Source organism: Nonomuraea corallina, assembly GCF_027620315.1.
GTDB lineage: Bacteria > Actinomycetota > Actinomycetes > Streptosporangiales > Streptosporangiaceae > Nonomuraea > Nonomuraea corallina.
The window spans coordinates 1-22,525 of record NZ_JAPNNL010000037.1 but is presented as its reverse complement, the minus strand read 5'-3'; the positions used below and the strand labels follow the sequence as shown (position 1 = coordinate 22,525).

Below are 22,525 nucleotides of genomic sequence, written 5' to 3'. Positions count from 1 at the left end.
GAATCGCCCGAATACGCCCCTTGCGCCAGGACGATCGGGAGGCGCTGCACGAGCTGGTGGACCGATCGTCCGAACGCTCGGCGTACCTGCGGTTCTTCACCGGGGGCCGGGCCACCGCGCACGCCTACATGGACCGCATCACCGGTCCCGGCTACGCGGGGCACGCGCTGGTGGGAACGTTCCGGGATCAGCTGGTCGCGGTCGCCGAGTACATCCCGTCCGGCGACGGCTCCGCCGACCTGGCGATCCTGCTGGACGACGCGGTGCACGGCCTCGGGCTGGGCACGCTCATGCTGGAGCACGTGGCGGTGGACGCGGCCGCGCACGGGGTGCGCAAGCTGGTGGCCGACGTGCTGGCCGAGAACCGGACGATGAGCAACGTGCTGCGCGACCTCGGCATGGACAGCACCCAGGAGTACGCCGACGGCAACGTGCGCGTGGTCATCGACGCGCGGGTCACGCCGCGGCTGCGGGCCGAGATCGAGGCCCGCGACCACGCGGCGGAGCGGGCCTCGCTGAACCGGGTGCTGGTGCCCCGCTCGGTGGCGGTGATCGGCGCCTCCCGCGACCCGTCGTCCGTGGGCCACACCGCGCTGCGCAACCTGATCGCCGGCGGCTTCGACGGCCCCGTCTACCCGATCAACCCGAGCGCGGACGAGATCGCCGGCCTGATCGCCTACCCGAGCGTGCTGGACGTGCCGGGGCCGGTGGACCTGGCCATCGTGGCGGTGCCCGCCCAGCACGTGCTGCGGGTGACCAGCGACTGCGCCCAGGCGGGGGTGGCCGGCCTGATCGTGCTGACCTCCGGGTTCGCCGAGGCCGGGCAGCCGGGCGCCGAGGTGGAGATCGTGCGCGTGTGCCGCGGCGCCGGCATCCGGCTGATCGGCCCGAACTGCCTGGGCGTGGTCAACAGCCACGCCCGGCTCAACGCCAGCTTCCTGCCCATCACCCCGACCGAGGGCCGGGTGGGGCTGGTGTCGCAGTCGGGCGCGGTGGCCGCCGCGCTGCTGGAGCGGCTGGACGTGTCCATGTTCGTCTCGGTCGGCAACAAGGCCGACGTGAGCGGCAACGACCTGCTGGAGTACTGGGAGGACGACGCGAACACCGACGTCATCGCCCTGTACCTGGAGTCGTTCGGCAACCCGCGCAAGTTCGCCAGGATCGCCGGCCGGGTCGGCCGCAAGAAGCCGATCCTGCTGGTCAAGAGCGGCCGCACGGGCGCCGGCGACCGGGCGGTCCGCTCCCACACGGCCGCCGCCGCCACCCCGGACGTGGCCGTGGACGCGCTGGTGCGCGCCTCCGGCGTGATCCGGCTCGACAGCGTGCACGAGCTGATCGACACCGCCCGGCTGCTGTCCACGCAGCCGCTGCCCGCCGGGCGGCGGGTGGCCATCGTCGGCAACTCCGGCGGGCCGGAGGCGATGGCGGCCGACGCCTGCGAGGCGGCCGGGCTGTCGGTGCCCGAGCTGCCGGCCGGGCTGATCAAGGCGCGCGGCAACGCGGCCGTCGGCAACCCCGTCGACCTCACCGCCGACGCCGCCGCCGACGAGCTCGGCGCCGCCATCACCGCGGTCGTGGGCTCGCCCGAGATCGACGCGGTCCTCGTGGTCTACACGCCGCCGTTCGGCTCCGGGCTGGAGGAGACCCGCAAGGCCATCGCGGCCGCCGCGACCGGCTCCGCCAAGCCCGTCCTGGCCTGCGTGGTCGGCCACGACGGCGTCATCGAGGGCCACGTGCCCAGCTACGCCTTCCCCGAGCAGGCCATCAAGGCGCTGGCCCAGGCCGTGCGGTACGCCGAGTGGCGGGCCCGCCCGCTGCCCGCCCACGAGGAGCCACCCGCCGCCGACGTCGAGTCCGCCAAGGCGATCGTGCGCGACCGGCTGCGGGAGGAGCCCGACGGCGGGTGGCTCTCCCCCGCCGAGGCCACCCGGCTGCTCCGCTGCTACGGCGTGGACGTGGCCGAGGCGGTGCCGGTGCACGACGCGGACGCCGCGGCCGAGGCCGCCGCCCGGGTCGGGCTGCCCGCCGTGCTCAAGGTGACGGGGCCGGTGCACAAGAGCGACGTCGGCGGCGTACGGCTGGGCCTGCGCACCGCCGAGGACGCACGCGACGCCTACCAGGACATGTCCGCCCGCATCGGGGCGGAGATGACCGGCGCGATCGTGCAGCGGATGCTGCCCGCCGGGGTCGAGATCATCGTCGGCGGCGTCAACTACCCGACGTTCGGGCCGCTGGTCATGGTCGGGATGGGCGGCGTGACGGCGGACCTGCTGGCCGACCGGGCCTTCAGGGTGCCGCCGCTGGACGCGGCCACCGCCCGGGAGCTGATCGACGAGCTGCGGTGCGCGCCGCTGCTGCACGGCTACCGCGGGTCCGCGCCGGCCGACGTGGAGGCGCTGGCCTGGCAGGTCGCCCGGATCAGCCGCCTGCTGGAGGACCTGCCCCAGGTCTCCGAGCTGGACCTGAACCCGGTCATCGTGACGCCGGACGGCGCGACGACCGTGGACGTGCGGATCCGGGTCGCCCCGGCCCAGGCCCCGCCGTCGCCGCTGCTGCGCCGCCTGCGCTGACCCTCCCCGTACACCGCACGCCCGTCACCGGCGGGCGTACGGTGTCGTGTCGTGTCGTGTCGTGTCGTGTACCCCGTGACACGCGAAAGGAGGGGCCGCCCGGACGGGCGGCCCCTCCTTTCGCCGGGCACTACATCAGCGGCGGGACGGCCACCAGGTCCTCCTTGACCGGCTCGATCTCGGTGACGACGTCCACGACGCCCTCGACGGAGCGGGCGGTCTCCACGGCCGCGACCGCCTCGGACGCCCACCGGACGCGCCCGCCCAGGACGACCACGCCCTGCTCCACGCGGACGGTGAGGTCGCCGCCCTCCGGCAGCCGGGCGCGCACGTCGGCCTCGATGTCGCATGCCGGGCGGGTGAAGACCCGCAGCACGTCGCGCTGGTGCAGGGTGCCGGCGATACGGCCGGTGACGGGGTCGATGACCGGCACCTGCTTGATGCGCCGGTCGTGCATCAACCGGGCGGCGTCCCGCACCGTCGTGCCCGGGGTGACGGTGACGGCGGGGGAGGTCATCAGCTGGCGGGCCCTGACCCCGGCGGCCTTCTGGTGCTCCCGTCGCTGCCGGGGGCTTTCGAAGATGGACACGCTGTGCCGTACCGAGTCGATCTCCTTGAGCAGCAGGTCATCCTCCGACACCACGCCGACGGGGCGGCGGTCGGCGTCGATCACCGTGACGGCGCCCACGGCGTAGCGCTTCATGGCGCCGATGATCTCGCTGAAGGACGCGTCCTCCAGCACGGCTATGGCGACCCGCCCCATGACGTCCCTGACGTGAATGGTCATGATGCCTCTCCTTCCACTTCCACGATCCGTCATGAGGCCGGGCGTCGGCAGCGGCGAAGGTCCCGTCCCTCGGGGACCTAAGACCGGATCGCCGCAGGACCCGGGGCAGGACGGACGGCCATGGATGGGACGCCGACTCGCGGGTAGCGTCTTCGCATGGCCGCGATCGACCTCAACACGCTGCGCGCCGTGGTCTTCGACACCGACGGCGTGGTCACCGACACCGCGAGGGTGCACGCCGCCGCGTGGAAGCACGTCTTCGACCGCTTCCTGCGCGGCCGGTCCGCCCCGTTCGACATCCGCGACGACTACCTGCGCTACGTCGACGGGCGGCCCCGCCTGGACGGGGTGCGCACCTTCGTGGCCTCGCGCGGCATCACGCTGCCGGAGGGCGGCCCCGAGGACGACCCGGGCGCGCCGACCGTGCACGGGCTGGGCATGGCCAAGGACGAGCTGTTCGTACGGCAGATCGCCGAGCACGGCGTGGCCGCGTTCCCGTCCACGGTGGCGCTGCTGCACGAGCTGCGCAACCGGGGCTGCCGCACGGCGGTGGTGTCGGCGAGCAGGCACTGCCGGGCGGTCATCTCCTCCTCGGGCCTGCTGCACCTGTTCGACGTGCTGGTCGACGGCAACGACGCGGCCCGGCTGGGCCTTCCCGGCAAGCCGGACCCGGCGCTGTTCCTGGAGGCCGCGCACCGGCTCGGGCTGCCCCCGGCCGAGGTGGCGGTCGCCGAGGACTCGTTGCCGGGCGTGGAGGCCGGGCGCCGGGGCGGCTTCGGGCTGGTGGTGGCCGTCGACCGGGCCAGGGCGCAGGCGCAGGCGATGACCCGGGCGGGGGCGGACGTCGTGGTGCGGGATCTGGCCGAGCTGGCCGTGTCGGGGCGGGTGCCGGTGGGCCGTCGATGACGCCCTGGGTCCTCACCTACGAGGGCTTCGACGTACGCCGGGAGAGGCTGCGCGAGGCGTTGTGCACGCTCGGCAACGGACGCTTCGCCACCCGCGGCGCCACCCCCGACGGCCTGCGCCGCACCCCCGGCACGTACGCGGCCGGGCTGTACGACCGGCTCGCCTCGCCCGTGGCCGGTCACACCGTCACCAACGAGGACCTCGTCAACCTGCCCGACTGGCTGCCGCTCACGTTCGCCACCCCGGGCTGCGACCACTTCCGGCCGGAGGACGCCGACCTGCTGGAGTACCGGCACGTGCTGGACATGCGCGCCGGCCTGCTGGCGCGTGAGCTGCGCTGGCGCGACCCGGAGGGCCGCGTCACCCGGGTGCGGCAGCGGCGGTTCGTGTCGATGGCCGACAGCACCATCGCGGCGCTGGAGACCACGTTCACGGCGGAGAACTGGTCGGGCCCGCTGCGGGTGCGGTCGGCCGTCGAGGGCGACGTGCGCAACCAGGGCGTGGCCCGTTACCGCGACCTGCGCGGCGACCACCTGACCGGGCACGCGACGGGGGTGGAGGGCGACCTCACCTGGCTGACCGCGACCACCCGCGGCTCCCACGTCACGGTCGCGCTGGCCGCCCGGGTGGACGCCCCGGGCAAGGCCGAGCCGGTGGCGGAAGCGGCCAGGACGGTCACCCGCCACGTGCTCGACCTGGTGGAGGACGAGACGGCCACGGTGACCAAGGTGGTGGCGCTGGTGACCTCGCGCGACCCCGCCGTCCACGACCCCCGCTCGGCGGCCGTCCGGCACGTGCGGCTGGCGCCCCGCTTCGACGAGCTGCTGACCCGCCACACCACCGCGTGGGACCGGCTGTGGGAGTGCGCCCGGATGGACGTCAGCGAGCCGGAGATCGCCCAGGCGGTCCACCTGCACGTCTTCCACCTGCTGCAGACGATGTCGCCGCACACCGCCGACCTGGACGCCGGGGTGCCCGCCCGGGGCCTGCACGGCGAGGCCTACCGGGGGCACGTCTTCTGGGACGAGCTGTTCGTCCTGCCGTGGCTCAACCTGCGCTTCCCCGAGGTCTCGCGCGGCGCGCTGCGCTACCGGTGGCGGCGGCTGGGCGAGGCGCGCGCGGCGGCCCGCGCCGAAGGGTACGACGGCGCGATGTTCCCCTGGCAGAGCGGCAGCGACGGGCGCGAGGAGACGCAGACGCTGCACCTCAACCCCGAATCGGGCCGCTGGCTGCCCGACACCTCCCACCTGCAGCGGCACGTCGGCCTGGCCATCGCCTACAACGTGTGGCAGTACCACCTGGTCACCGGGTCGATGCCCGACTGGTGCGCGGAGCTGCTCATCGAGATCGCCCGGTTCTTCGCCTCCCTGGCCGTGCTCGACCCCGGCTCGGGCCGTTACGAGATCCGCGGCGTGATGGGCCCGGACGAGTATCAGACGGGCTATCCGGGCGCCGCCTCCCCCGGTCTGGACAACAACGCCTACACCAACATCATGACGGTGTGGCTGCTGCGGCGGGCGCTGGAGGTCGCCCCCTCGGTGCCGGGCGTGCACCACGGGGAACCGGCCCGCTGGGCCGACATCACCCGCCGCATGCGGGTCGACTTCCACGACGGCGTGATCAGCCAGTTCACCGGCTACGCCGACCTGCCCGAGCTCGACTGGGCACGCTACCGGGGGGTGCGCCGCCTGGACCGGGTGCTGGAGGCGCGGGGCGACGACGTCAACCGCTACAAGGCGGCCAAGCAGGCCGACACGCTGATGCTGTGCTACCTGCTCACCACCGAGGAGCTGCTGGGCATCCTGGACCGGCTCGGCTATCCGGCGGACACCGGCCTGATCGAGCGGACGATCGCCTACTACCTGGAGCGGACCAGCCACGGCTCCACGCTCAGCGCGCTGGTGCACGCGTGGGTGCTGGCCAGGACCGACCGCGCCGCGTCGTGGGACCTGCTCGTCGAGGCGCTGCGGAGCGACATCGCCGACGTCCAGGGCGGCACGACCGAGGAGGGCGTCCACCTCGGGGCCATGGCCGGTACGCTCGATCTGTTGCAGCGGTGTTATCTGGGGCTGGAGGTGCGTGACGACGGGCTGCGTCTCGATCCGCTCGTGCCCGACCGGCTCGGCACGCTGTCCCTGCCCGTCCGGGTGCGCGGCGTCCGGTTCGAGATCGAGGCCCGCGACGGCACCGTACGGGTCAACGGGGAGACGCTCACCGGCGGCACGGGCCGCACCTTCACCTTCGACCAAGGAGGAACGATCATGGCAGGCACCGGCGACCTCGGACGCCGCATCGCGCATCACCGCGAGCGCCTGGGGCTGACGCGGGAGCAGGTCGCCGAGCGGGCGAGCGTCACCCCGGGCTATGTGGAGTATCTGGAGGAGAGTCCGGGCGCCCCGACGGCCTCGACGATCTCCCGGCTCGCCGAGGCCCTCGACACGACCTCCGACGACCTGCTGGGCGGTGGCCTGGATCGGCCGCCGGGCCAGGGCCCGGCGGCGGCCTCGCCCCAGCTGGAGAAGCTGGACCGCGAGGAGTGCCTGCGGCTGATCGCGCCGGGCGGCGTGGGCCGGGTGGCGTTCAACGGCTCGCACGGCCCGACGATCCTGCCCGTCAACTACAGGCTCTACGAGGGCTCGATCGTCTTCCGCACCGCCCACGGCGGGGCGATGGACCGCGACCTTCGCACCGGCCTCGAAGGCGTGGAGATCGTGGTGGGGTTCGAGGTCGACCGGATCGACGAGGTGCGGCGCGAGGGGTGGAGCGTGCTCGTCCAGGGGCCCTACCATCACGTGCCGGACGAGGAGGTGGCCCAGGTGATCGGCGCCGACGTGTCGCCGTGGGCGGGCGGCGAGCGCCTGCTCCACATCCGCATCATCCCGCAGCAGGTCACCGGCCGGCGGATCCACGGCCTGTGAACGAGCCAGCGAACAGGCCCGCGGATGAGACAGGCGAGAAGGAGACGCTGCTCCACTACCTGCGCGAGGCGCGCGAGGCGCTGGTGTGGAAGCTCGACGGGCTGACGGAGTACGACGCGCGCAGGCCGCTGACGCCGACCGCGACCAACCTGCTGGGGCTGGTCAAGCACGTCGCCGCGACCGAGCTGCTCTACCTGGGGCACGTGTTCGGGCGCCGCCTCGCCGAGCCGGTGCCGTGGCTGGAGGCCGCCCTGGCGCCCGGCGCCGAGCCGAACCTCGACATGTGGGCCGCGCCCGAGGAGACGCGCGACGACGTCGTCGGCTTCTACCGCCGCGTCTGGGCCAACTCCGACGCCACGATCGGCGCGCTCGGCCTCGGCGCGCCGTGCGAGATCCCGTGGTGGAGGCCGGGCGTCCGCGTCACCACGCTGCGCCGGATCGTCATCCACATGATCGCCGAGACGCACCGGCACGCCGGCCACGCCGACATCGTCCGGGAGCTGGTCGACGGCGCGGCCGGGCTGCACCCCGACCGTGGCAACCTGCCGCCGGTCGAGCGGGAGTGGTGGGCGTCCTACCACGCGCGGGTGGAGGAGGCGGCCCGCCGGGCGGCCGGCCGCTAGCGGTAGACGGCGTCCTCGATGGTGAAGCGGATGAACTCGCCCTCGGCCCACCGCTGCGTGCCCGGCCACCAGCCGCCCCGCAGCGCCACCGGGACGGTGAAGCCGTCGAAGACGCCCTCCCGCCCGCAGAGGACGCCGAACGGGAGATGGCGGTAGCCGGCCCCGTCCGGGTCGCCCCAGCGGCAGACGGTGACGGCGGCGAGCCGGCCGTCGCCGGCCACGGTCAGCCGGACGTCGACGTCCTCGTCGCCGACCGGCAGGCTCGCGACGGCCTCGTCCGCGTCGACGTGCTTCCACCGGACGCGCGGGTCCAGGGCGGCCGCCGGGGCCAGCACGAACTCGCCCGCCAGCCGCCCGGCCGCGCTGCGGGTGATGTCGGGGCCGGAGCCGGACATGACGGGCAGGGCGTCCAGCACCCGCCAGCGCATCTCCCCCACGCCGTCGTGGTAGCGGTCGAAGCCGTGCACCGGCAGCAGCCCCACCCAGGCGGTGGCCGCCCAGACGAAGCCCTCCATCGGCTCCAGCGCCTGGGTGGCGTGGAAGCGCCGCCAGGTGCCGAGCTTGATCTCGCCGCGCGAGCGCAGCACGACCGAGCGCCGCAGCGGGGTGCCGGGGGCGATGGCGCGCAGCACCCAGCGCCGGGCCGCCTCGGGCAGGTGGTCCGCCTGGCCGGGGTCGAACCGCGGCGCGCGGCCGGTGGTCTCCTGCAGGGTGTCCCAGTCGCGGCGGGCCTGGCTGGTCAGGTGCGGCGGGGAGACGATGACGGTCATGACGTCCGCTCCCTCGGCCGTACCACCGCCACCGGGCAGTGGGCGCGGTGCAGCACCCCGTGGCTGACGGAGCCGAGCAGCGCGGTGGCGAACCCGCCCAGCCCGCGCGAGCCGACCACGACCAGGTCGGCGGCGCGCGAGGCGGCGGCCAGCGCGGGCACCGGGTGCCCGGTCACCGCGACCAGCACCGCCGCGACGCCCGGGTACTTCTCCAGCCACGGCCGCAGCCGCCGCGGGATGTCGTCCTCGATGCCGGCCGGCGGCAGCGGCCCGAACCCGGCGGGGTGCGGGGCGCCCACCGGCAGCCGCCTGCCGTAGACGACGCGCAGCCGCGCCTGGCGGGCCTGAGCCTGCTCCAGCGCGTACTCGACGGCGCACTCGGCGTCCTCGGAGCCGTCGTAGCCGACCACGATCTCGTCGTGGCGGACGCGGGCCGGGCCGCGGACGACGACGATCGGGCCGTGCGCGTGGCCGGCCAGGCCGAGCCCGGTGGAGCCGAGCACCAGCCCGGCGAACCCGCCCAGGCCACGGCTGCCGACGACCACGGTGTCGGCGGTCTCGGACTCGGCGCGCAGCCGCTCCACGGCCGCGCCGATGACCACCGCGGTGGTCACCTCCAGGCCGGGCGCGTGCTCGCGGGCCCGCAGCGCCGAACGCCGCAGCAGCTGCTCGGCCCGCTCGGTCAGCGAATCGTGCCCGCGCGACGCCGGGTATTCGGGAATCCAGGGCTCGCGCACGTACACGACGCGCAGCGCCTTGCCGCGCCGGGCGGCGTCCGCGGCGGCCCAGTCGAGCGCCGGCGCGGACTGCTCGGACCCGTCGACGCCCACGACGACGTGTGTGCTCATCTCCAGCCTCCTCGAGTACGGGAGCGCGGGTGAGGGTCTCCGCCCGCCGGTGGCCCTCGGCGGTTCCGTCGTCACCCTGCTCCATCGTCACCCGACCGCCCGCTACCCGGGCAGGGCCGCCGGTCACCCCCGCCGAGGACCTCGGCCCTTAACCGGACACCCGCTTTACCCAGGGCAGGACCCGTACGAGGTCGATGAGGAACGGCGTGAGCAGCGCGGCGGCGACCGCCATCGCCCAGCCGAGCGGCGGGACCGGCGCCAGCGCGAGCAGCGCGCCGAGGGGCGGCACCAGCGTGACCACGCACTGCAGCGCCAGCGTGCCGAGCACCGCGATCATGATTGCGCGGCCTCGCCACCAGCCGCTCTCGAACGTCCGGCGGCGGGCCCGCACCACGTAGGCGAGGGTCAGCCGGGCGAACACGAGCGTGAGCACCGCCTGGGTCCTGACCTGCTCCTCGCTCCAGCCGAGCGAGCGGGCCACCTCCACGGCGGCGAACGCGAGCAGGCCGACGATGAGCGCGCGCACCGCGATGCCGGCCAGCACCCCGCCGGTGAGCAGCCCGCCGCGGCTCGGCCGGGCCTCCAGCGGGTCGCCGGGCGCGCGGTCGACGCCGAGCGCGATGGCCGGGATGCCGTCGAGCACCAGGTTGATCCAGAGCAGTTGCACCGGCAGCAGCGGGATGACCAGGTCAGGCCAGGCGAACAGGCCGACCAGCACGAGGAAGATCTCCGCCAGGTTGCCCGCGAGCAGGTAGCCGATCATGGAGGAGACGTTGTGGTGCAGCCGGCGGCCCTCGCGCACCCCGGTGACGATGGTGCCGAGCTCGCCGTTGGTGACCACGACCGCGGCGGCCTCCCTGGCCACGTCGGTGCCCTCGTCCCCGGCCAGGGCGATGCCGACGTCGGCGTTGCGCAGCGCGGGCGCGTCGTTCACGCCGTCGCCGGTCATCGCCACCACCTGGCCGTCGGCGCGCAGCGCGCGCACCAGGTCGAGCTTGGTCTTCGGGTCGACCCGGGCCAGCACGCCGGCCTCGCACAGCCGCCGGTCGCGCTCGCCGCCCTCGTCGGCGAGCTCGGTCCCGGTGACGACCGGGTCGGGGTCGATGCCGACGTCCACGGCGACGGCGCGGGCGGTGTCGGCGTGGTCGCCGGTCACCATCATGACCCGGATGCCGCCACGCCGGCAGTCGGCGATGGCGTCGCGGGCGGAGGCGCGGACCTCGTCGCTGAGCCCGAGCAGGCCCACGGGCCGCAGGTCGCCGGCGTCGAGGTCGTCGGTGTCCTTCTCGGCGACGGCCAGCACCCGCAGCCCTTCGCGGGCCAGGCCGGAGACGGCCTCCTCCAGCCGCCGGCCGGCCTCTCCCGGCGCGCACCGGGCCAGCACCGCCTCGGGAGCGCCCTTGACGGTCAGCACGGGGCGGCCGGTGGCGGCGTCGCGGGTGAGCGCGGCCATGGACCGGGTGTCGGCGTCGAACGGGCGGGTGGCGAGCCTGGGCTCGTCCGGGACGACGCCGTGCCGGGCGGCGGCGGCCAGCAGCGCGACGTCCACCGCGTCGCCGACCTCGTCGCGGGCGTCGTTGGCGCGCGCGGCGGCCCGCCACAGATTCTCCCCCGGCAGCTCGACGTGGTCGGTCACCGTCAGCCGGCCCGTGGTCAGCGTGCCCGTCTTGTCGGAGGCGATGACGGTGGTGGCGCCGAGCGCCTGGATGGCCGAGAGTTTGCGTACGATCACGCCCAGCTTGGCCATCCGCTGGGAGCCGAGCGCGAGCGCGGTGGTGACGGCCGCGGCCATGCTCTCGGGCACCGCGGCGATCGCCAGCGCCACCCCGGCCAGCACCAGGTCGATCCAGGCGATGCCGCCCCTGGCCAGGCCCAGCACCACCATGATGACGCCGGCGGCGACGGCCAGGACGCCGATGCGCTTGGACACCTGGGCCAGCTCCACCTCCAGCGGGCCCTTGACCCGGGTGTGCAGGGCGGAGGCGATGCGGCCCATCTCGGTGCCGGAACCGGTGCGCTCCACCACGGCCAGGCCGGAGCCGTGCACCACCAGGGTGCCGGAGAACAGCGACCCGTCGCGGTCGCCGAGCGGGCCTTCGACGGCGCCGCCGGCCCGTTTGTTGGCCGAACGGGACTCGCCGGTGAGCATGGACTCGTTGACGGCCAGCGAGGACGCCTCGATGACGCGGGCGTCGGCGGGCACCCGGTCTCCGGCGGCCACCTCCACCACGTCGCCCGGCACCACCCCGGCCGCCTCGATGCGGCGTACGGTCCCGTCGCGGCGCACCTTGGCCATGGGCGCGGTGAGCGAGCCCAGCGACCGTACCGCCTGCTCCGCCTTGACCTCCTGGGTGACGCCGATGACCACGTTCACGATCAGGATGGCGACGATCGCCGCCCCCTCCGGCACCTCGTTCAGCACCAGGAGCGTCACCCCGCCCGCGATCAGCAGCAGGATGGACAGCGGGTCGGCGAGCTGGCGGACCACCCGCAGCGGCAGCGACGGCGGCCTGGCCTCGGGCAGCTTGTTGGGGCCGTGCTCGTGGAGCCGGGCGGCGGCCTCGGCGTCGCTGAGGCCGAGCGTGGCAGGCGTGGTCACGTCCATCGGGTGCGCGCGGATGATGTCACGCGCTCCTCCCCCCTGTAGGCATCGGTCAGCAGGCCGCGGCGGCGACCGGCAGGCAGGCGCCGGGCTCGACGGGATGTCCGGCGCCCACCACCACGAGGGGGCAGGGCGGCCAGCGCAGACAGGCCAGCAGTACCGCGCCGAGCCTGCCGTCGCCCGCGCGGTGCGCGGCCGAGCCGAGCACCAGCAGCGCGGCTCCGCTCGCCTCGTGCCGCAGCACCGCCTCCGGTCTGCCCCTGACGATCCGCCCGGCGACCTTCACGCCGGGCGCCGCGGCCCGCGCGCGCAGCACGGCCCGCTCCAGGACCTCCCGCGCCGGTTCCTCCTTGCCGGTCCCCCTCCGGGGACGGGCGTACGGGGCGAACCCGACGGCGCGCGGCTGCCAGGCGTGCACGACGACCAACCGCGTCCCGGCCCGCCCGGCCTCGCCGGCGGCCCACATCAGCGCGGCGTCACAGTCAGCGGTGCCGTCCACGCCCACCACGATGTCCCGACCTTCCATGTCTCCATCCTCCGAGCCGGGCAGGGCATTCAGGCAGGGCCGTTCTTCCCGGTTCGGCGGGCCTTTGGTCAGCGCGGGCCGCCGGCTTGGTCCTCTCCCGGCCCGGCCGGCGGAGGGGGCAGGAGGCGTGGGCGGGCGAAGTCGGTGTTGTCGATGACCACGTCGGCGCGGGCCCGCGGGTCCGCCTCGCGCTGGTAGACGCGCTGGGCGACCAGGTAGCGGTCACGGTGCACGGACTCGGCTCCGGAACCGGCCCAGTCCTGGTCGCGGGCGGCGCCGCGGGCGACGGACAGGTCCTCGTCCACGTGCAGCCAGACGCGGTGGTCCCAGTACGCGTCGATCTCCGGCCGGAACGCGAACACGCCGTCCACGGCCAGCAGGCGGCGGTCGCCCAGAGCGAGCATCTGCCGCTGAGCTCAGCGGACCGCGAAGGAGGACGCGAGGGTCTCGCCCCACTCACGGGCACGGTCCAGTTCGCCGGCCACCAGCGGCCCCTTCGTCCCGGAGACATAGAAGCTGTGCGCCGGCGCGGCGCTCCTGACGCCGAGGCGGCGCAGGCGGTTGGCGGCGCCGCGGGCGGCGGAGCCCGGCAGGCGGGGCTTGGCGACCCGGGTGTCGAAGGCGGCGGCGGCCAGCCGGGCGGAGCCGGTGCGCAGCCCGGACAGCCACTCCCGGATGCCGATCCCCCGCGACACGAGCCCTTGCGGGGCGTCGTCGGCGGCGGAGCGGCGGGTGGCGGCGCGGCTCATGGCGAAGGCGTGCGTGGGACCGCCGACCACGAGCAGCGCCACGTCCTCGTCGATGATCCCGGGCGCCGAGCCGACCTCGACCACCTCGGCCCGCATCCGCTCGGCCAGCCCTTCGGCCACGGCCTCGGCGATCTGCCGGGTGTTGCCGTACATCGACTCGTAGACGACGAGCGCGTGCATGGCGGGACCTCCTGTTGCGGGGGACGAGCCTTCAGGGAAGGACGGGCTGTCAGGGAAGGACGGGCTGGAGGTGGAACATGCCGGTGATGATCTCCGGCTCGTCCTGCTCGTCCCGGGGCTCGATGCGCCCGGCGACGGCGGCGAGCAGGTCGCGGGCGGTGATCAGCCCGACGAGGCCGCCGTCGCGGACCACGGGAACGGCGTCGCAGCCGGCGTCCAGCATGACGGCGGCGACCCGCTCCAGCGTGGCGCCGGGGCCGACGCGGGGCCGGCGCCGGCCGGCCAGCAGCGAGCCGACCTGGCGTTCGGACTGCTCCCTCGGGCCGCCCGACCAGGCCTCGGCCACGTCCTCGCGGGTCAGGATGCCGAGCACGTGCCGCCCTTCGACGACCGGCAGGTGGTGCACGTCGGCGCGGCGCATCAGCTCCCACGCCATCAGCGGCGACTCACCGGGCTCGACGGCGACCAGGACGCGGCTCATCACCTGCTCGGCGGTGAGCCGCGCGGCCTGCGGCGGGCCTGCCGGGCGCTCGGCCGGTCGGCGCTGCGCGTGCTGCCGTGCGGCGCGCGGCCATTCGCCGGCCGGACCGTTGCCGGTCGGGGTGGTACGGACGGTGGCGCTGGTCATGAGTCCTCCTCCGGTCGCGGGCGGACGACGGCGACAGGGCAGGTGACGTGGTGCAGCACGCCGTGGCTGACGGAGCCGAGGACGGCCGAGGCGAGCCCGCCCAGCCCGCGCGAGCCGACGACGACCAGGTCGGCTTCCTCGGCCGCCTCGATCAGCAGCGCGACAGGGTGCTCGCACGCCTGTGCGTCGGTGATCCGCACGTCGAGGTTCCGCTCCTGCCACGGGACGATCCGCTCGCGCGCGGCGTGTTCCTCCTCGCGCATGACGTCCTCGATCAGCGAGTTGTACGTGACCGCGTACGGGGAGAACACCGGCATGGTCCAGCCGTACACGACGCGCAGTTCGGCGTCGCGGTGGCGGGCCTGGTCGATGGCGTACTCCATGGCGGCGTCGGCGTGCTCGGAGCCGTCGTAGCCGACGACCACCAGCCCGCGTTCGACCGGGGCGGAGCGCACGACGACCACCGGGCCTTCGGCGTGACCGGCCACGGCCATGCCGACCGAGCCCATCACCAGGCCCTTGAACCCGCCGAGCCCCCGGCTGCCGAGGACGAGGCTCTCGGCCTTCGCCGACTCGGCGAGAAGCGCCGGGGCGACCTGGCCGGCGAGCAGCTCGGTCGTGACCTCCACGCCGCCGAGGGCGCGCGCCCGGTCGGCGGCCACGTCCAGGATCTCGGCGCAGTGCTCGGTCCCGTCGGAGCCGTGCCGGCCCCGCTCGCAGACGTGGACGATGCGCAGGCTCAGTCCTCTGCGGCGGGCGTCGGCGGCGGCCCACTCCACCGCTGCCGTCGCCGGCGCCGATCCGTCCACGGCGACCACGATCTGCCGGGTCATCACGCGCTCCCTTCACCGGTGTCTCCGCTCTCATCTTCAGTCTCACCAACGGTGGCTCCCGTCACCCGGGGACGAAGACCCTGAAACAGATGGCCTTTGGTCCCGAACACGTCCCGAACGCGTCCCGAACGGCACCTGAACGGCACCCGGACGGTCCTCCGACGCCCACGTGACGGCCCTCGGACACCCCTGGACGCTCGCGGACGGAACGGGGCGTTCCGCTGGATTGCCGCTCGACTCTGGGTGTATGCGATGATCTCGGTCATGAACGGCCGACTGTCCGCCGACCACGCTTCCCGCACGACCCGCGGCAGTGTGCCGGGGGGAGTCTTCTGCGCCGTCGCCGGCGGTCTGCACCTGGTCAAGGCGGTTCTGGATCTCGTCGTCCAGGAGCCTCCGGCCGAACCGTCCCGGCTGCCGGAGTGGGTGGAAGCGCATCGGGTCGCGCTGATGGCGACGAACGAGATCCTCGCGGTGGGAGCTGTCGCGCTCATCCCCGCGGTTCTGGCCCTGTACCGCGCGTTACGGGGCTCGGACGGGCTCGGGGCCGCGTCCGGCTGCGCGCTGCTGGGCCTGACGGTGCCGGTCGGCATGCTGCTGGTCGTCGTCCACGGTCGTCTGGTGTATCCGGCGTACGGGATCGAACTGGACGATCCGCCGACGCTGGCGCTGGTGGTGGTCCTGTACTACGGCGGCGTCCATCTGGTGGCGCTGTTGTGGGGATGCGCCCTTCTCGTCCTGGCGGCGGCGATGCGCAAGGCCGGCTGGGGCCGCGCGGCCGTGATCGTGGGCGTGGTCGCGGGCCTGGCCCAGCTCGCCGGGTCCTTTCCCTGGGTCCTCGGGCCCGCGCTCGTCTTCCCCCTCCAGGCGCTCCTGACCGTCTGGCTGGGCCTCACCGGCTGGAGACTCGCGCGTCCGCCGGCGCCGTCACCGGTCGGTTGATGAGCGCCGCGCGCGGGCGCGCAGGACGAACCAGGAGTAGACGAAGGCCCCGCACGCCACCGCCGCCAGCAGCATGAGCCCGATCGCGTACGATCCGGTCGCCTGGTAGATCAGCCCCATCACGATCGGCGGCAGGAACCCGCCGAGCCCGCCGGCCGCGCCCACCACACCGGTGGCGCTGCCGACCATCGCGACCGGCACGGCCCGGCCCAGCACCGCGAACACCGCGCCGTTGCCCAGCCCCAGCGCCACCGCCATCGCCAGGAACCCGGCCGTCGCCACCGGCATGCCGGGCGCGAACGAGACCACGATCGCGCAGACGACCACCACCGCCAGCGCGTACGACAGCACCACCTCGCCGCCGATCCGGTCCGACAGCCAGCCGCCCACCGGACGGGCCAGCGTGGCCAGCACCACGAACCCGGCCGAGCGGGCCGCCGCGTCGGCCACCGTCAGCCCGTACACGCTCTCCAGGTACAGCGGCAGGTAGACGCCGAAGGCGACGAAACCGCCGAAGGTCAGCGCGTACATGCCGGCCAGCTCCACGGTCACCCGCATCCGGGCGGCGTCGGTGAACCTCTTGAGGAACGGCTCGGCCGCCGGCTTGGTGCCGGGCGCGTCCCGGCCGACCAGCAGGAAGACCACGCCCGTCACGGCGAGGGCCGCCGCGACCACGTAGAAGGGGGCGCGGCGACCGAACTGGTCGGCCAGCCAGGGCGTGGCGAAGCCCGAGATGGCCGTGCCGATGTTGCCCATGCCGAAGACGCCCAGCGCCAGTCCGCGACGCTCCGGAGGGAACCACGCGTTGACGAACGGGACGCCGATCGCGAACGTGGCGCCGGTGATGCCCAGCAGCAGCCCTCCCACCAGCAGCAGGGGGTAGGTGTCGGCGAAGGCGAGGAACACCACCGGGATCACGCCGATCAGCGACGCCACCCCGAACACCAGCCGGCCGCCGTAGCGGTCGGTCAGCGCGCCCAGCACGATCCGGCCCAGCGATCCGACGATCACCGGGATGGCGACCAGCACCGACACCGCGCCGGCGGTGAGCCCCAGCGACTCCTGGTAGACGGGGCCCAGGGGGCTGAGCAGCGCCCAGGCCCAGAAGTTCACCGCGAACGCGAGGGTGGCCAGGGTCAGCGCGGTGGCGCGGCCGGCGGTGGTCGTTCCGGTGGCGGCGGGTGGTGCGGCGGGCATGGTGGAGTCCACCTCCAGGAGAACGGCCTTCCCGCCCTCCCATGCCCGCTGACGGGTTTTCGGTCCCGCGAAGTTGGGCCAAACGATGATCAGTTTCGGTCATCTTCCGGCCAGGAACCGGTCAACGGGGTACGCGGAATTACCGCCATAAAAGAGGAAATATTGGCTTCCTCATGGCGTCACGAAAAGCGGCGAATCCACCGGAGAGAACGGCGGGCCAGAATCACGAGATAAAGCACCCATCCGACGCTTATCACCGCAAGAGTGGTCATCGGTTCCCACCATGACCCGGCCGCCAGCTCCGCCGCCGCCCGCCCGCACACCGCCACCGTGATCGGCACCGTGTAGAACGCGAAGAACGCCAGCCCCAGCACCCGTCCCACGACCAGGAACCAGGCGTACACGCGCACGCTCCACCGCGCCCCGCCGCCCCGCCCGCGCAGGTACGCCTGCGCGTCGGCCATGAGGTTCTTGTTCCCGCCGGCGTTGGCGAACACGTAGTACACGTCCGTACGCATGAAGAACAGGAACTGCCAGACCACCTGCGCCAGGCAGATGACCATCACCAGCCGGGCGAGCGCCGCCTCGGTCGCGTACAGGACGCACGCCGACAGGCAGATGAGCGTCCAGTCGACCCGCATCCCCGCCAGGTAGGCCCGGTAGCGGGCCCGCCGCGGCACCCCCCACACCCCGGTCATCCGGGTCTGCACCACCAGGAACTGCAGCCGGGTGCCCAGCGACAGCTCGGCCCGCACGCCCAGCGAGCGCGCGGCGGCGATGTGGCCCAGTTCGTGCAGGAAGACCAGGATCCACGATCCGGCGGCGAACGCCAGCGTGAACGTCAGGCTCCCCGTCCACACCAGCGCCGTCACGTCGGGCCGCACCCGAGGCTCGGCCACCGCGGCCGCCAGCGCGCACCCGGTGAGCAGCAGCAGCGCCACATCGGCGGGACGGGAGAAGAACCAGGCCACGTGCCGCGGACGGATCCGGTCCCACACGTTCGGCGCCCGTCCGGCCCGCCGCAGCAGCCCCGCCCCCTCCAGCCCGCCCACGAAGGCGGCCACGTCCACGTCCACGCCGCGTTCGGCCCGCACCCGCTCGCGCGCCTGCGCCACCGTGCGGGTGCCGTCGAGCGCCGCCACCACGGCCGCCGCCACGGCCGGGACGTGCACGAACGTCTCCCCGTTGCCGATCACGTAGTCGTCCGGCCCGTCGGCCACCACCGTCAGGAAGGACAGATCGGTGTTCACCCGCAGACCCCGCACCCGTCGTAGCGGGGGAACTCCCTGATCGTGGTGGTCAGCGTCAGCAGGTCGAGCCAGACGCCGCACCCCTCGACCGCCGGGACCCCGGCGCCCGCCAGATAGCGGATCACCTCGGAGGCCAGCATCCCGGACACGATCTGGCACAGCGGCCCGAAGGACGGGATCACCCGCTCCGGGTTGTCGCCGACGGGCAGCTCCGCGCTGCCGTACCGGGCGGCCAGCGACCGTTCCTGGCAGGCCAGACAGCCCGTCTTGCCGGGCACCACGAGCGGCCCGGCCAGGCCGACGTGCTGGTTGAACCCGCCCGTCACGAACGGCACCCCGGCCTCCACACAGGCCCGGTTCACCCAGCGGGCGATGTCGGGCCGCGGCGTGTCGACGGTGTTGACCACGAGGTCGGCGGCCGTCACCACGTCCTGCGGCCCGGTGATGCGCCGGTCCACGACGGCCACCCGCACGTCCGGCCGGTGCGCCCGCAGCCGCCGCGCGGCCGCCGCCGTCTTGAGCTCGCCCACGTCGTCCGCCGCGTACAGGTGCTGGCGGTGCAGGTTGCTCTCCTCCACCCGGTCATGGTCCAGGAGCGTGAGCCGGCCGACGCCGCCGGTGGCGAGCTGGAGCGCCACGGCCCCGCCGATCGCGCCGACGCCGAGCACCGCCACGTGGGCGCGGCGCAGCTCGCCGAGCGCGGCGGTGACCTCGGCCGCGGGCCGGAACATGGACAGGAACAGCGCGAAGCGGGAGAGTCCGGTATCGGCCGTCAGCGCGCCGAGCTCATCGTCGGTGACCAGGACCCGGGCCTCCAGCAACCGCGCCACCGCCGCGTCGATCTCCTGCGGGGGCACCTCGCCGATCAGCGCGTACAGGTCGGCCTGCTCGACCGGCTCGCGGGCGCACAGCCGGATGAGGCGGCGCAGCGGCGCGGCGGCCGGATCGAGGATCAGGCCGGTCGGCGGGAAGTCGCCCAGCCGCACCTGCTCATGCGCGTCATCAATGAAAAGGGGAAATGCTGGATTCACCTGAATCCTGGGCATGAGGGCGGCTCCCGTCAGCATGAAGGCGGGGCCCCGCGAAGGGGGCCCCGCGACGGTCAGCAGCTGTTGCTGTTACCGGTGGTCTCGACCTCTTCGACCTTCCTGATCTCGATCGTCATGCGCGATCCCTTCGTAGATCGTGTTGGCCGATGTGATCGTAAGGAGAATCGCCGGAAACAGGGAGGCCCAATGACGGTCTGTGTGGTTATTGATGCCCTAAGTCGCAGAATTCTGGTTTATTTCTTGCAGAAATCCATTCAAGTCGGGTGCCTTTACAGTGTAGATCACCAGACTCGGGACGAACCCCCACACCCCCGTCAACCGTCCATCAGTTATAAGATTTACCTGATGGACGAGGTCGGCACCCGGAGGAGCCCCCGTGAAGTTCACCGTCGAGTACCCGGTCAGCGTGCCCGGCTACGACCCCGCTCTGGTCCGTCCCGACGGGATGCGGCAGGTGGTGCGGGCGGCCGAGGACGCCGGGTTCGCCGCCGTCGGGTTCACCGAGCATCCGGCGCCGTCGAAGAAGTGGCTCGACGCCGGCGGCCACGAGAGCCTGGACCCGATCGCCGCGCTGAGCTACTGCGCCGCCGTGTCGGAGCGGATCCGGCTGATGACGTACCTGCTCGTGCTGCCGTACCACAACCCGTTCCTGCTGGCCAAGAGCCTGGCCACGGTCGACCTGCTGTCGGCCGGGCGGTTGACCGTGGTGGCCGGGGCGGGCTACCTGCGCTCGGAGTTCCTGGCCATGGGAGTGGACCTGGCCGAGCGCAACGCCCGCTTCGACGAGTCGATCGAGGTCATGCGGGGCGTGTGGACGACCGTGCCGTTCGACCACCCAGGGCCGATCTTCGAGGGGCGCGGCGTGGCCGCCCTGCCGGCGCCGCACACGCCCGGCGGGCCGCCCATCTGGATCGGCGGCAACAGCGCGACGGCCCGCCGCCGGGCCGCCCGTCACCAGGGTTGGAGCCCGTTCCTGACGACCGCCGAGAGCGCCCGTACCGCCAGGACCTCGCAGATCACCACGATCGGGCAGCTCGCCGGGCACGTCGCGGAGGTCCGCGAGCTGGCCGGGCAGGCGATCGACGTGCAGGTGCGCACCCCTGCGCACCGATACCTGATCGACGGCGGCTCCGTCGAGGAGCATCGCGACCACCTGGGCCGGCTGGCGGAGGCGGGCGTCACCTCGTTCGTCGTCCAGCCGCCCGCCGCCAGCGTGGCGGCCACGGTCGACGCGCTGCACGGCTACGCCGAGACGTTCAGCCCGCGGTGAGGATCGCCCAGCCGTGCGCGGGCACGAGCCGGGGGTCGGCGGCGCCCGCGCCGGAGCTCTCGGCGACCGCCAGACCTGAGATGTCCAGGGGGAACCGGTAGGGCTCCGGTCCGGAGTTCAGCAGGGTCAGCAGCCTGCCGTCGCCGGTGCTCTCCAGCGCCATGGCCGTGTTGGTCAGGTGGGGCACGGTCGTACGGGCGAGGGTCAGCCACGGGTTGCGCCGGCGCAGCGCGATCAGCCGCCGGTGGAGCCGGTGGACCGGCCATCCGGCGGGGCCGAGCTCCTCGGGGGTGGCGGGGAAGGCGGGCCTGATCGCGTCGTCGCCGCCCGGCCGCTCCTCCTTCAGCCCGCGCAGGCCCTGCTCGTCGCCGTAGTAGACGCTCGGCACGCCGCCCACGGTGAACAGCACGGCCAGCGCGTGACCCAGGTGGCGCTCGTCGTCGAGCCGGGTCGCCAGCCGGGTCACGTCGTGGTTGCCGACGAAGGTCAGCGGGACGAACGACTCCAGCAGCGCGTCGTGCCGGTCCAGCGCCCAGGCCAGCTCGTAGAGGTTGCGGTCGTTCAGCGAGCTCCAGACGGCCTTCCACAGCTCGTACTGGGTGACCGAGTCCAGCCCGCTCCCGGCCACGTAGGCGGCGTAGTCGCCGTGGATCACCTCGCCGACGAAGCACGCCTCCGGGTGGCGCGGGCGCACCTGGGTCAGCGCCTTGTGCCAGAAGGAGGCGGGCATCGCGTACGCGGCGTCGAGCCGCCAGCCGGACGCTCCGCGGTCCAGCCAGTGGTCCATGACGCCGACCACGTACTCCAGGACCTCGGGATGGTCGTGGTTGAGCTCGACCAGCCCGTGGTGGCCCTCGAACGTGGCGTGGCCGCCGTCCCGGGACACGAACCAGTGCGCCGAACCCGGATCGGCGAACCTCGGGTGACCCCTGCCCACGTGGTTGAACACCCCGTCCAGGACGATCCGCAGCCCGTGGTCGCCGGCGGCGCGAACCAGCCGGTCGAAGTCCGCCTCGTCACCGAGCCGGGGGTCGACGCGGAAATGGTCCAGCGTGTCGTAGCCGTGCGTCTCCGAGGCGAAGATCGGGCCGAGCTGCAGCGCCGAGCAGCCCAGCTCGGCGGCGTAGCCGAGCCACGCCTCCAGGTGCCGCAGCCGGTGGCGAACCGGCGTGCCGGGCGGCGGGGCCGCGGGCTCGGCGCCGGTGAAACCCAGCGGGTAGACCTGCCACCAGACGGCTCCCTGCTTCCACCACGTCACACCGGTGAGCCTACGCCGACACGCGCCGCGCTCCGGACTCCGCCGACCGGCCGCGATCCGGGGAACAGTACGATCAGCTAGTGACCGAGATTACCGAGACCGTGCCCGGCTGGCTCGCTCCGGAGGAGCTCGAGTCGGTGCGCGGCCGCATGCCGATCCTGTACGTCGACGCGGTTCCGGTGCGGGTGGACGACACCGGCGTGGTGACCCACGTCGGGCTGCTGCTGCGCATCGCGCCCGACGGGACCGTCAGCAGGGCCCTGGTCTCCGGGCGGGTGCTCCACCACGAACGGATCCGCGACGCCCTGCTGCGCCACCTGGAGAAGGACCTCGGGCCGGTGGCGCTGCCGAGTCTGCCCGCGTCGCCGGCGCCGTTCACGGTGGCTGAATACTTCCCGACGCCCGGCGTCACGCCCTACCACGACCCGCGCCAGCACGCGGTCTCGCTGGCCTACATCGTGCCGGTCCGCGGCGACTGCCGCCCCCGGCAGGACGCGCTGGACCTGGTGTGGTTCACCCCCGAGGAGGCGGCCTCGCCGATGGTGCAGCAGGAGATGACCGGCGGCCAGGGGGTGCTGCTCAAGCAGGCGCTCGCCCACGTCGGCCGGCTGCCCTGACC

The 22,525-nt window shown here is 73.9% G+C and carries 20 protein-coding genes; 7 read left to right on the top strand and 13 right to left on the bottom strand.

Going from position 1 to position 22,525, the window contains the following annotated elements:
- Positions 1-20: 20 nt before the first annotated feature.
- The gene (locus OUY22_RS12330; protein WP_270155017.1) at positions 21-2,570 is read left to right on the top strand and encodes a bifunctional acetate--CoA ligase family protein/GNAT family N-acetyltransferase; all 2,550 of its coding nucleotides are present in this window, start codon (positions 21-23) and stop codon (positions 2,568-2,570) included.
- A 130-nt stretch (positions 2,571-2,700) separates the two neighbouring features.
- On the opposite strand, the gene OUY22_RS12325 is transcribed toward OUY22_RS12330, so the two are convergent.
- The gene (locus OUY22_RS12325; protein WP_270155016.1) at positions 2,701-3,357 is read right to left on the bottom strand and encodes a CBS domain-containing protein; all 657 of its coding nucleotides are present in this window, start codon (positions 3,355-3,357) and stop codon (positions 2,701-2,703) included.
- Between the two features lie 156 nt (positions 3,358-3,513).
- Here OUY22_RS12325 and OUY22_RS12320 point away from each other — a divergent pair, with 156 nt between their 5' ends.
- Genes OUY22_RS12320 through OUY22_RS12310 form a run of 3 tightly spaced genes read left to right on the top strand, consistent with a single transcriptional unit; the run spans position 3,514 to position 7,804 of the window.
- Positions 3,514-4,263, top strand: a complete 750-nt coding sequence (locus OUY22_RS12320) for an HAD family hydrolase (RefSeq protein WP_270155015.1) — start codon at positions 3,514-3,516, stop codon at positions 4,261-4,263.
- Positions 4,260-7,181: a pyridoxamine 5'-phosphate oxidase family protein gene (locus OUY22_RS12315; RefSeq protein WP_270155014.1), complete on the top strand. Its 2,922-nt coding sequence runs from the start codon at positions 4,260-4,262 to the stop codon at positions 7,179-7,181. The genes OUY22_RS12320 and OUY22_RS12315 overlap by 4 nt, the downstream gene beginning before the upstream one ends.
- Positions 7,178-7,804, top strand: coding sequence for a DinB family protein (locus tag OUY22_RS12310; protein WP_270155013.1), 627 nt, complete (start codon positions 7,178-7,180; stop codon positions 7,802-7,804). The genes OUY22_RS12315 and OUY22_RS12310 overlap by 4 nt, the downstream gene beginning before the upstream one ends.
- Here OUY22_RS12310 and OUY22_RS12305 read toward each other — a convergent pair.
- The 8 genes from OUY22_RS12305 to OUY22_RS12270 form a co-directional block, all read right to left on the bottom strand.
- On the bottom strand, positions 7,801-8,574 hold the full coding sequence (locus OUY22_RS12305) for a DUF6544 family protein (RefSeq protein ID WP_270155012.1): 774 nt from the start codon (positions 8,572-8,574) through the stop codon (positions 7,801-7,803). The genes OUY22_RS12310 and OUY22_RS12305 overlap by 4 nt on opposite strands.
- Positions 8,571-9,422, bottom strand: coding sequence for a universal stress protein (locus tag OUY22_RS12300; RefSeq protein ID WP_270155011.1), 852 nt, complete (start codon positions 9,420-9,422; stop codon positions 8,571-8,573). The genes OUY22_RS12305 and OUY22_RS12300 overlap by 4 nt, the downstream gene beginning before the upstream one ends.
- A gap of 148 nt (positions 9,423-9,570) precedes the next feature.
- Positions 9,571-12,027, bottom strand: a complete 2,457-nt coding sequence (locus OUY22_RS12295) for a cation-translocating P-type ATPase (protein ID WP_408638149.1) — start codon at positions 12,025-12,027, stop codon at positions 9,571-9,573.
- Between the two features lie 49 nt (positions 12,028-12,076).
- Entirely contained in the window at positions 12,077-12,550 is a 474-nt protein-coding gene (locus OUY22_RS12290; RefSeq protein WP_270155009.1) for a universal stress protein, read from the bottom strand.
- A gap of 68 nt (positions 12,551-12,618) precedes the next feature.
- Positions 12,619-12,954, bottom strand: coding sequence for a nucleoside/nucleotide kinase family protein (locus OUY22_RS12285; RefSeq protein WP_270155008.1), 336 nt, complete (start codon positions 12,952-12,954; stop codon positions 12,619-12,621).
- Between the two features lie 12 nt (positions 12,955-12,966).
- On the bottom strand, positions 12,967-13,479 hold the full coding sequence (locus tag OUY22_RS12280; RefSeq protein ID WP_270155007.1) for a flavodoxin family protein: 513 nt from the start codon (positions 13,477-13,479) through the stop codon (positions 12,967-12,969).
- A gap of 49 nt (positions 13,480-13,528) precedes the next feature.
- Positions 13,529-14,107, bottom strand: coding sequence for a CBS domain-containing protein (locus OUY22_RS12275; protein ID WP_270155006.1), 579 nt, complete (start codon positions 14,105-14,107; stop codon positions 13,529-13,531).
- Positions 14,104-14,940, bottom strand: a complete 837-nt coding sequence (locus OUY22_RS12270) for a universal stress protein (protein ID WP_270155005.1) — start codon at positions 14,938-14,940, stop codon at positions 14,104-14,106. The genes OUY22_RS12275 and OUY22_RS12270 overlap by 4 nt, the downstream gene beginning before the upstream one ends.
- Before the next feature lie 264 nt (positions 14,941-15,204).
- Between OUY22_RS12270 and OUY22_RS12265 the strand changes: the two genes are divergently transcribed.
- The gene (locus tag OUY22_RS12265; protein WP_270155004.1) at positions 15,205-15,882 is read left to right on the top strand and encodes a hypothetical protein; all 678 of its coding nucleotides are present in this window, start codon (positions 15,205-15,207) and stop codon (positions 15,880-15,882) included.
- Here the strand turns inward: OUY22_RS12265 and OUY22_RS12260 are convergent.
- From OUY22_RS12260 to OUY22_RS12250, 3 genes are all read right to left on the bottom strand, one after another.
- Entirely contained in the window at positions 15,868-17,079 is a 1,212-nt protein-coding gene (locus tag OUY22_RS12260; RefSeq protein WP_270155003.1) for an MFS transporter, read from the bottom strand. The two genes, OUY22_RS12265 and OUY22_RS12260, sit on opposite strands and share 15 nt — an antisense overlap.
- 179 nt (positions 17,080-17,258) lie before the next feature.
- The gene (locus OUY22_RS12255) at positions 17,259-18,329 is read right to left on the bottom strand and encodes a hypothetical protein (protein WP_270155002.1); all 1,071 of its coding nucleotides are present in this window, start codon (positions 18,327-18,329) and stop codon (positions 17,259-17,261) included.
- Positions 18,326-19,315, bottom strand: coding sequence for a HesA/MoeB/ThiF family protein (locus tag OUY22_RS12250; RefSeq protein ID WP_270155001.1), 990 nt, complete (start codon positions 19,313-19,315; stop codon positions 18,326-18,328). The genes OUY22_RS12255 and OUY22_RS12250 overlap by 4 nt, the downstream gene beginning before the upstream one ends.
- A gap of 439 nt (positions 19,316-19,754) precedes the next feature.
- Here OUY22_RS12250 and OUY22_RS12245 point away from each other — a divergent pair, with 439 nt between their 5' ends.
- Positions 19,755-20,648, top strand: a complete 894-nt coding sequence (locus tag OUY22_RS12245; RefSeq protein ID WP_270155000.1) for a TIGR03619 family F420-dependent LLM class oxidoreductase — start codon at positions 19,755-19,757, stop codon at positions 20,646-20,648.
- Here the strand turns inward: OUY22_RS12245 and OUY22_RS12240 are convergent.
- A complete protein-coding gene (locus tag OUY22_RS12240) occupies positions 20,635-21,906 on the bottom strand; it encodes an alpha-amylase family protein (protein ID WP_270154999.1) in 1,272 nt (423 codons plus the stop codon). The two genes, OUY22_RS12245 and OUY22_RS12240, sit on opposite strands and share 14 nt — an antisense overlap.
- An 80-nt stretch (positions 21,907-21,986) precedes the next feature.
- On the opposite strand from OUY22_RS12240, the gene OUY22_RS12235 reads away from it, so the two are divergent.
- The gene (locus tag OUY22_RS12235; RefSeq protein ID WP_270154998.1) at positions 21,987-22,523 is read left to right on the top strand and encodes an NUDIX hydrolase family protein; all 537 of its coding nucleotides are present in this window, start codon (positions 21,987-21,989) and stop codon (positions 22,521-22,523) included.
- Positions 22,524-22,525: the final 2 nt, after the last annotated feature.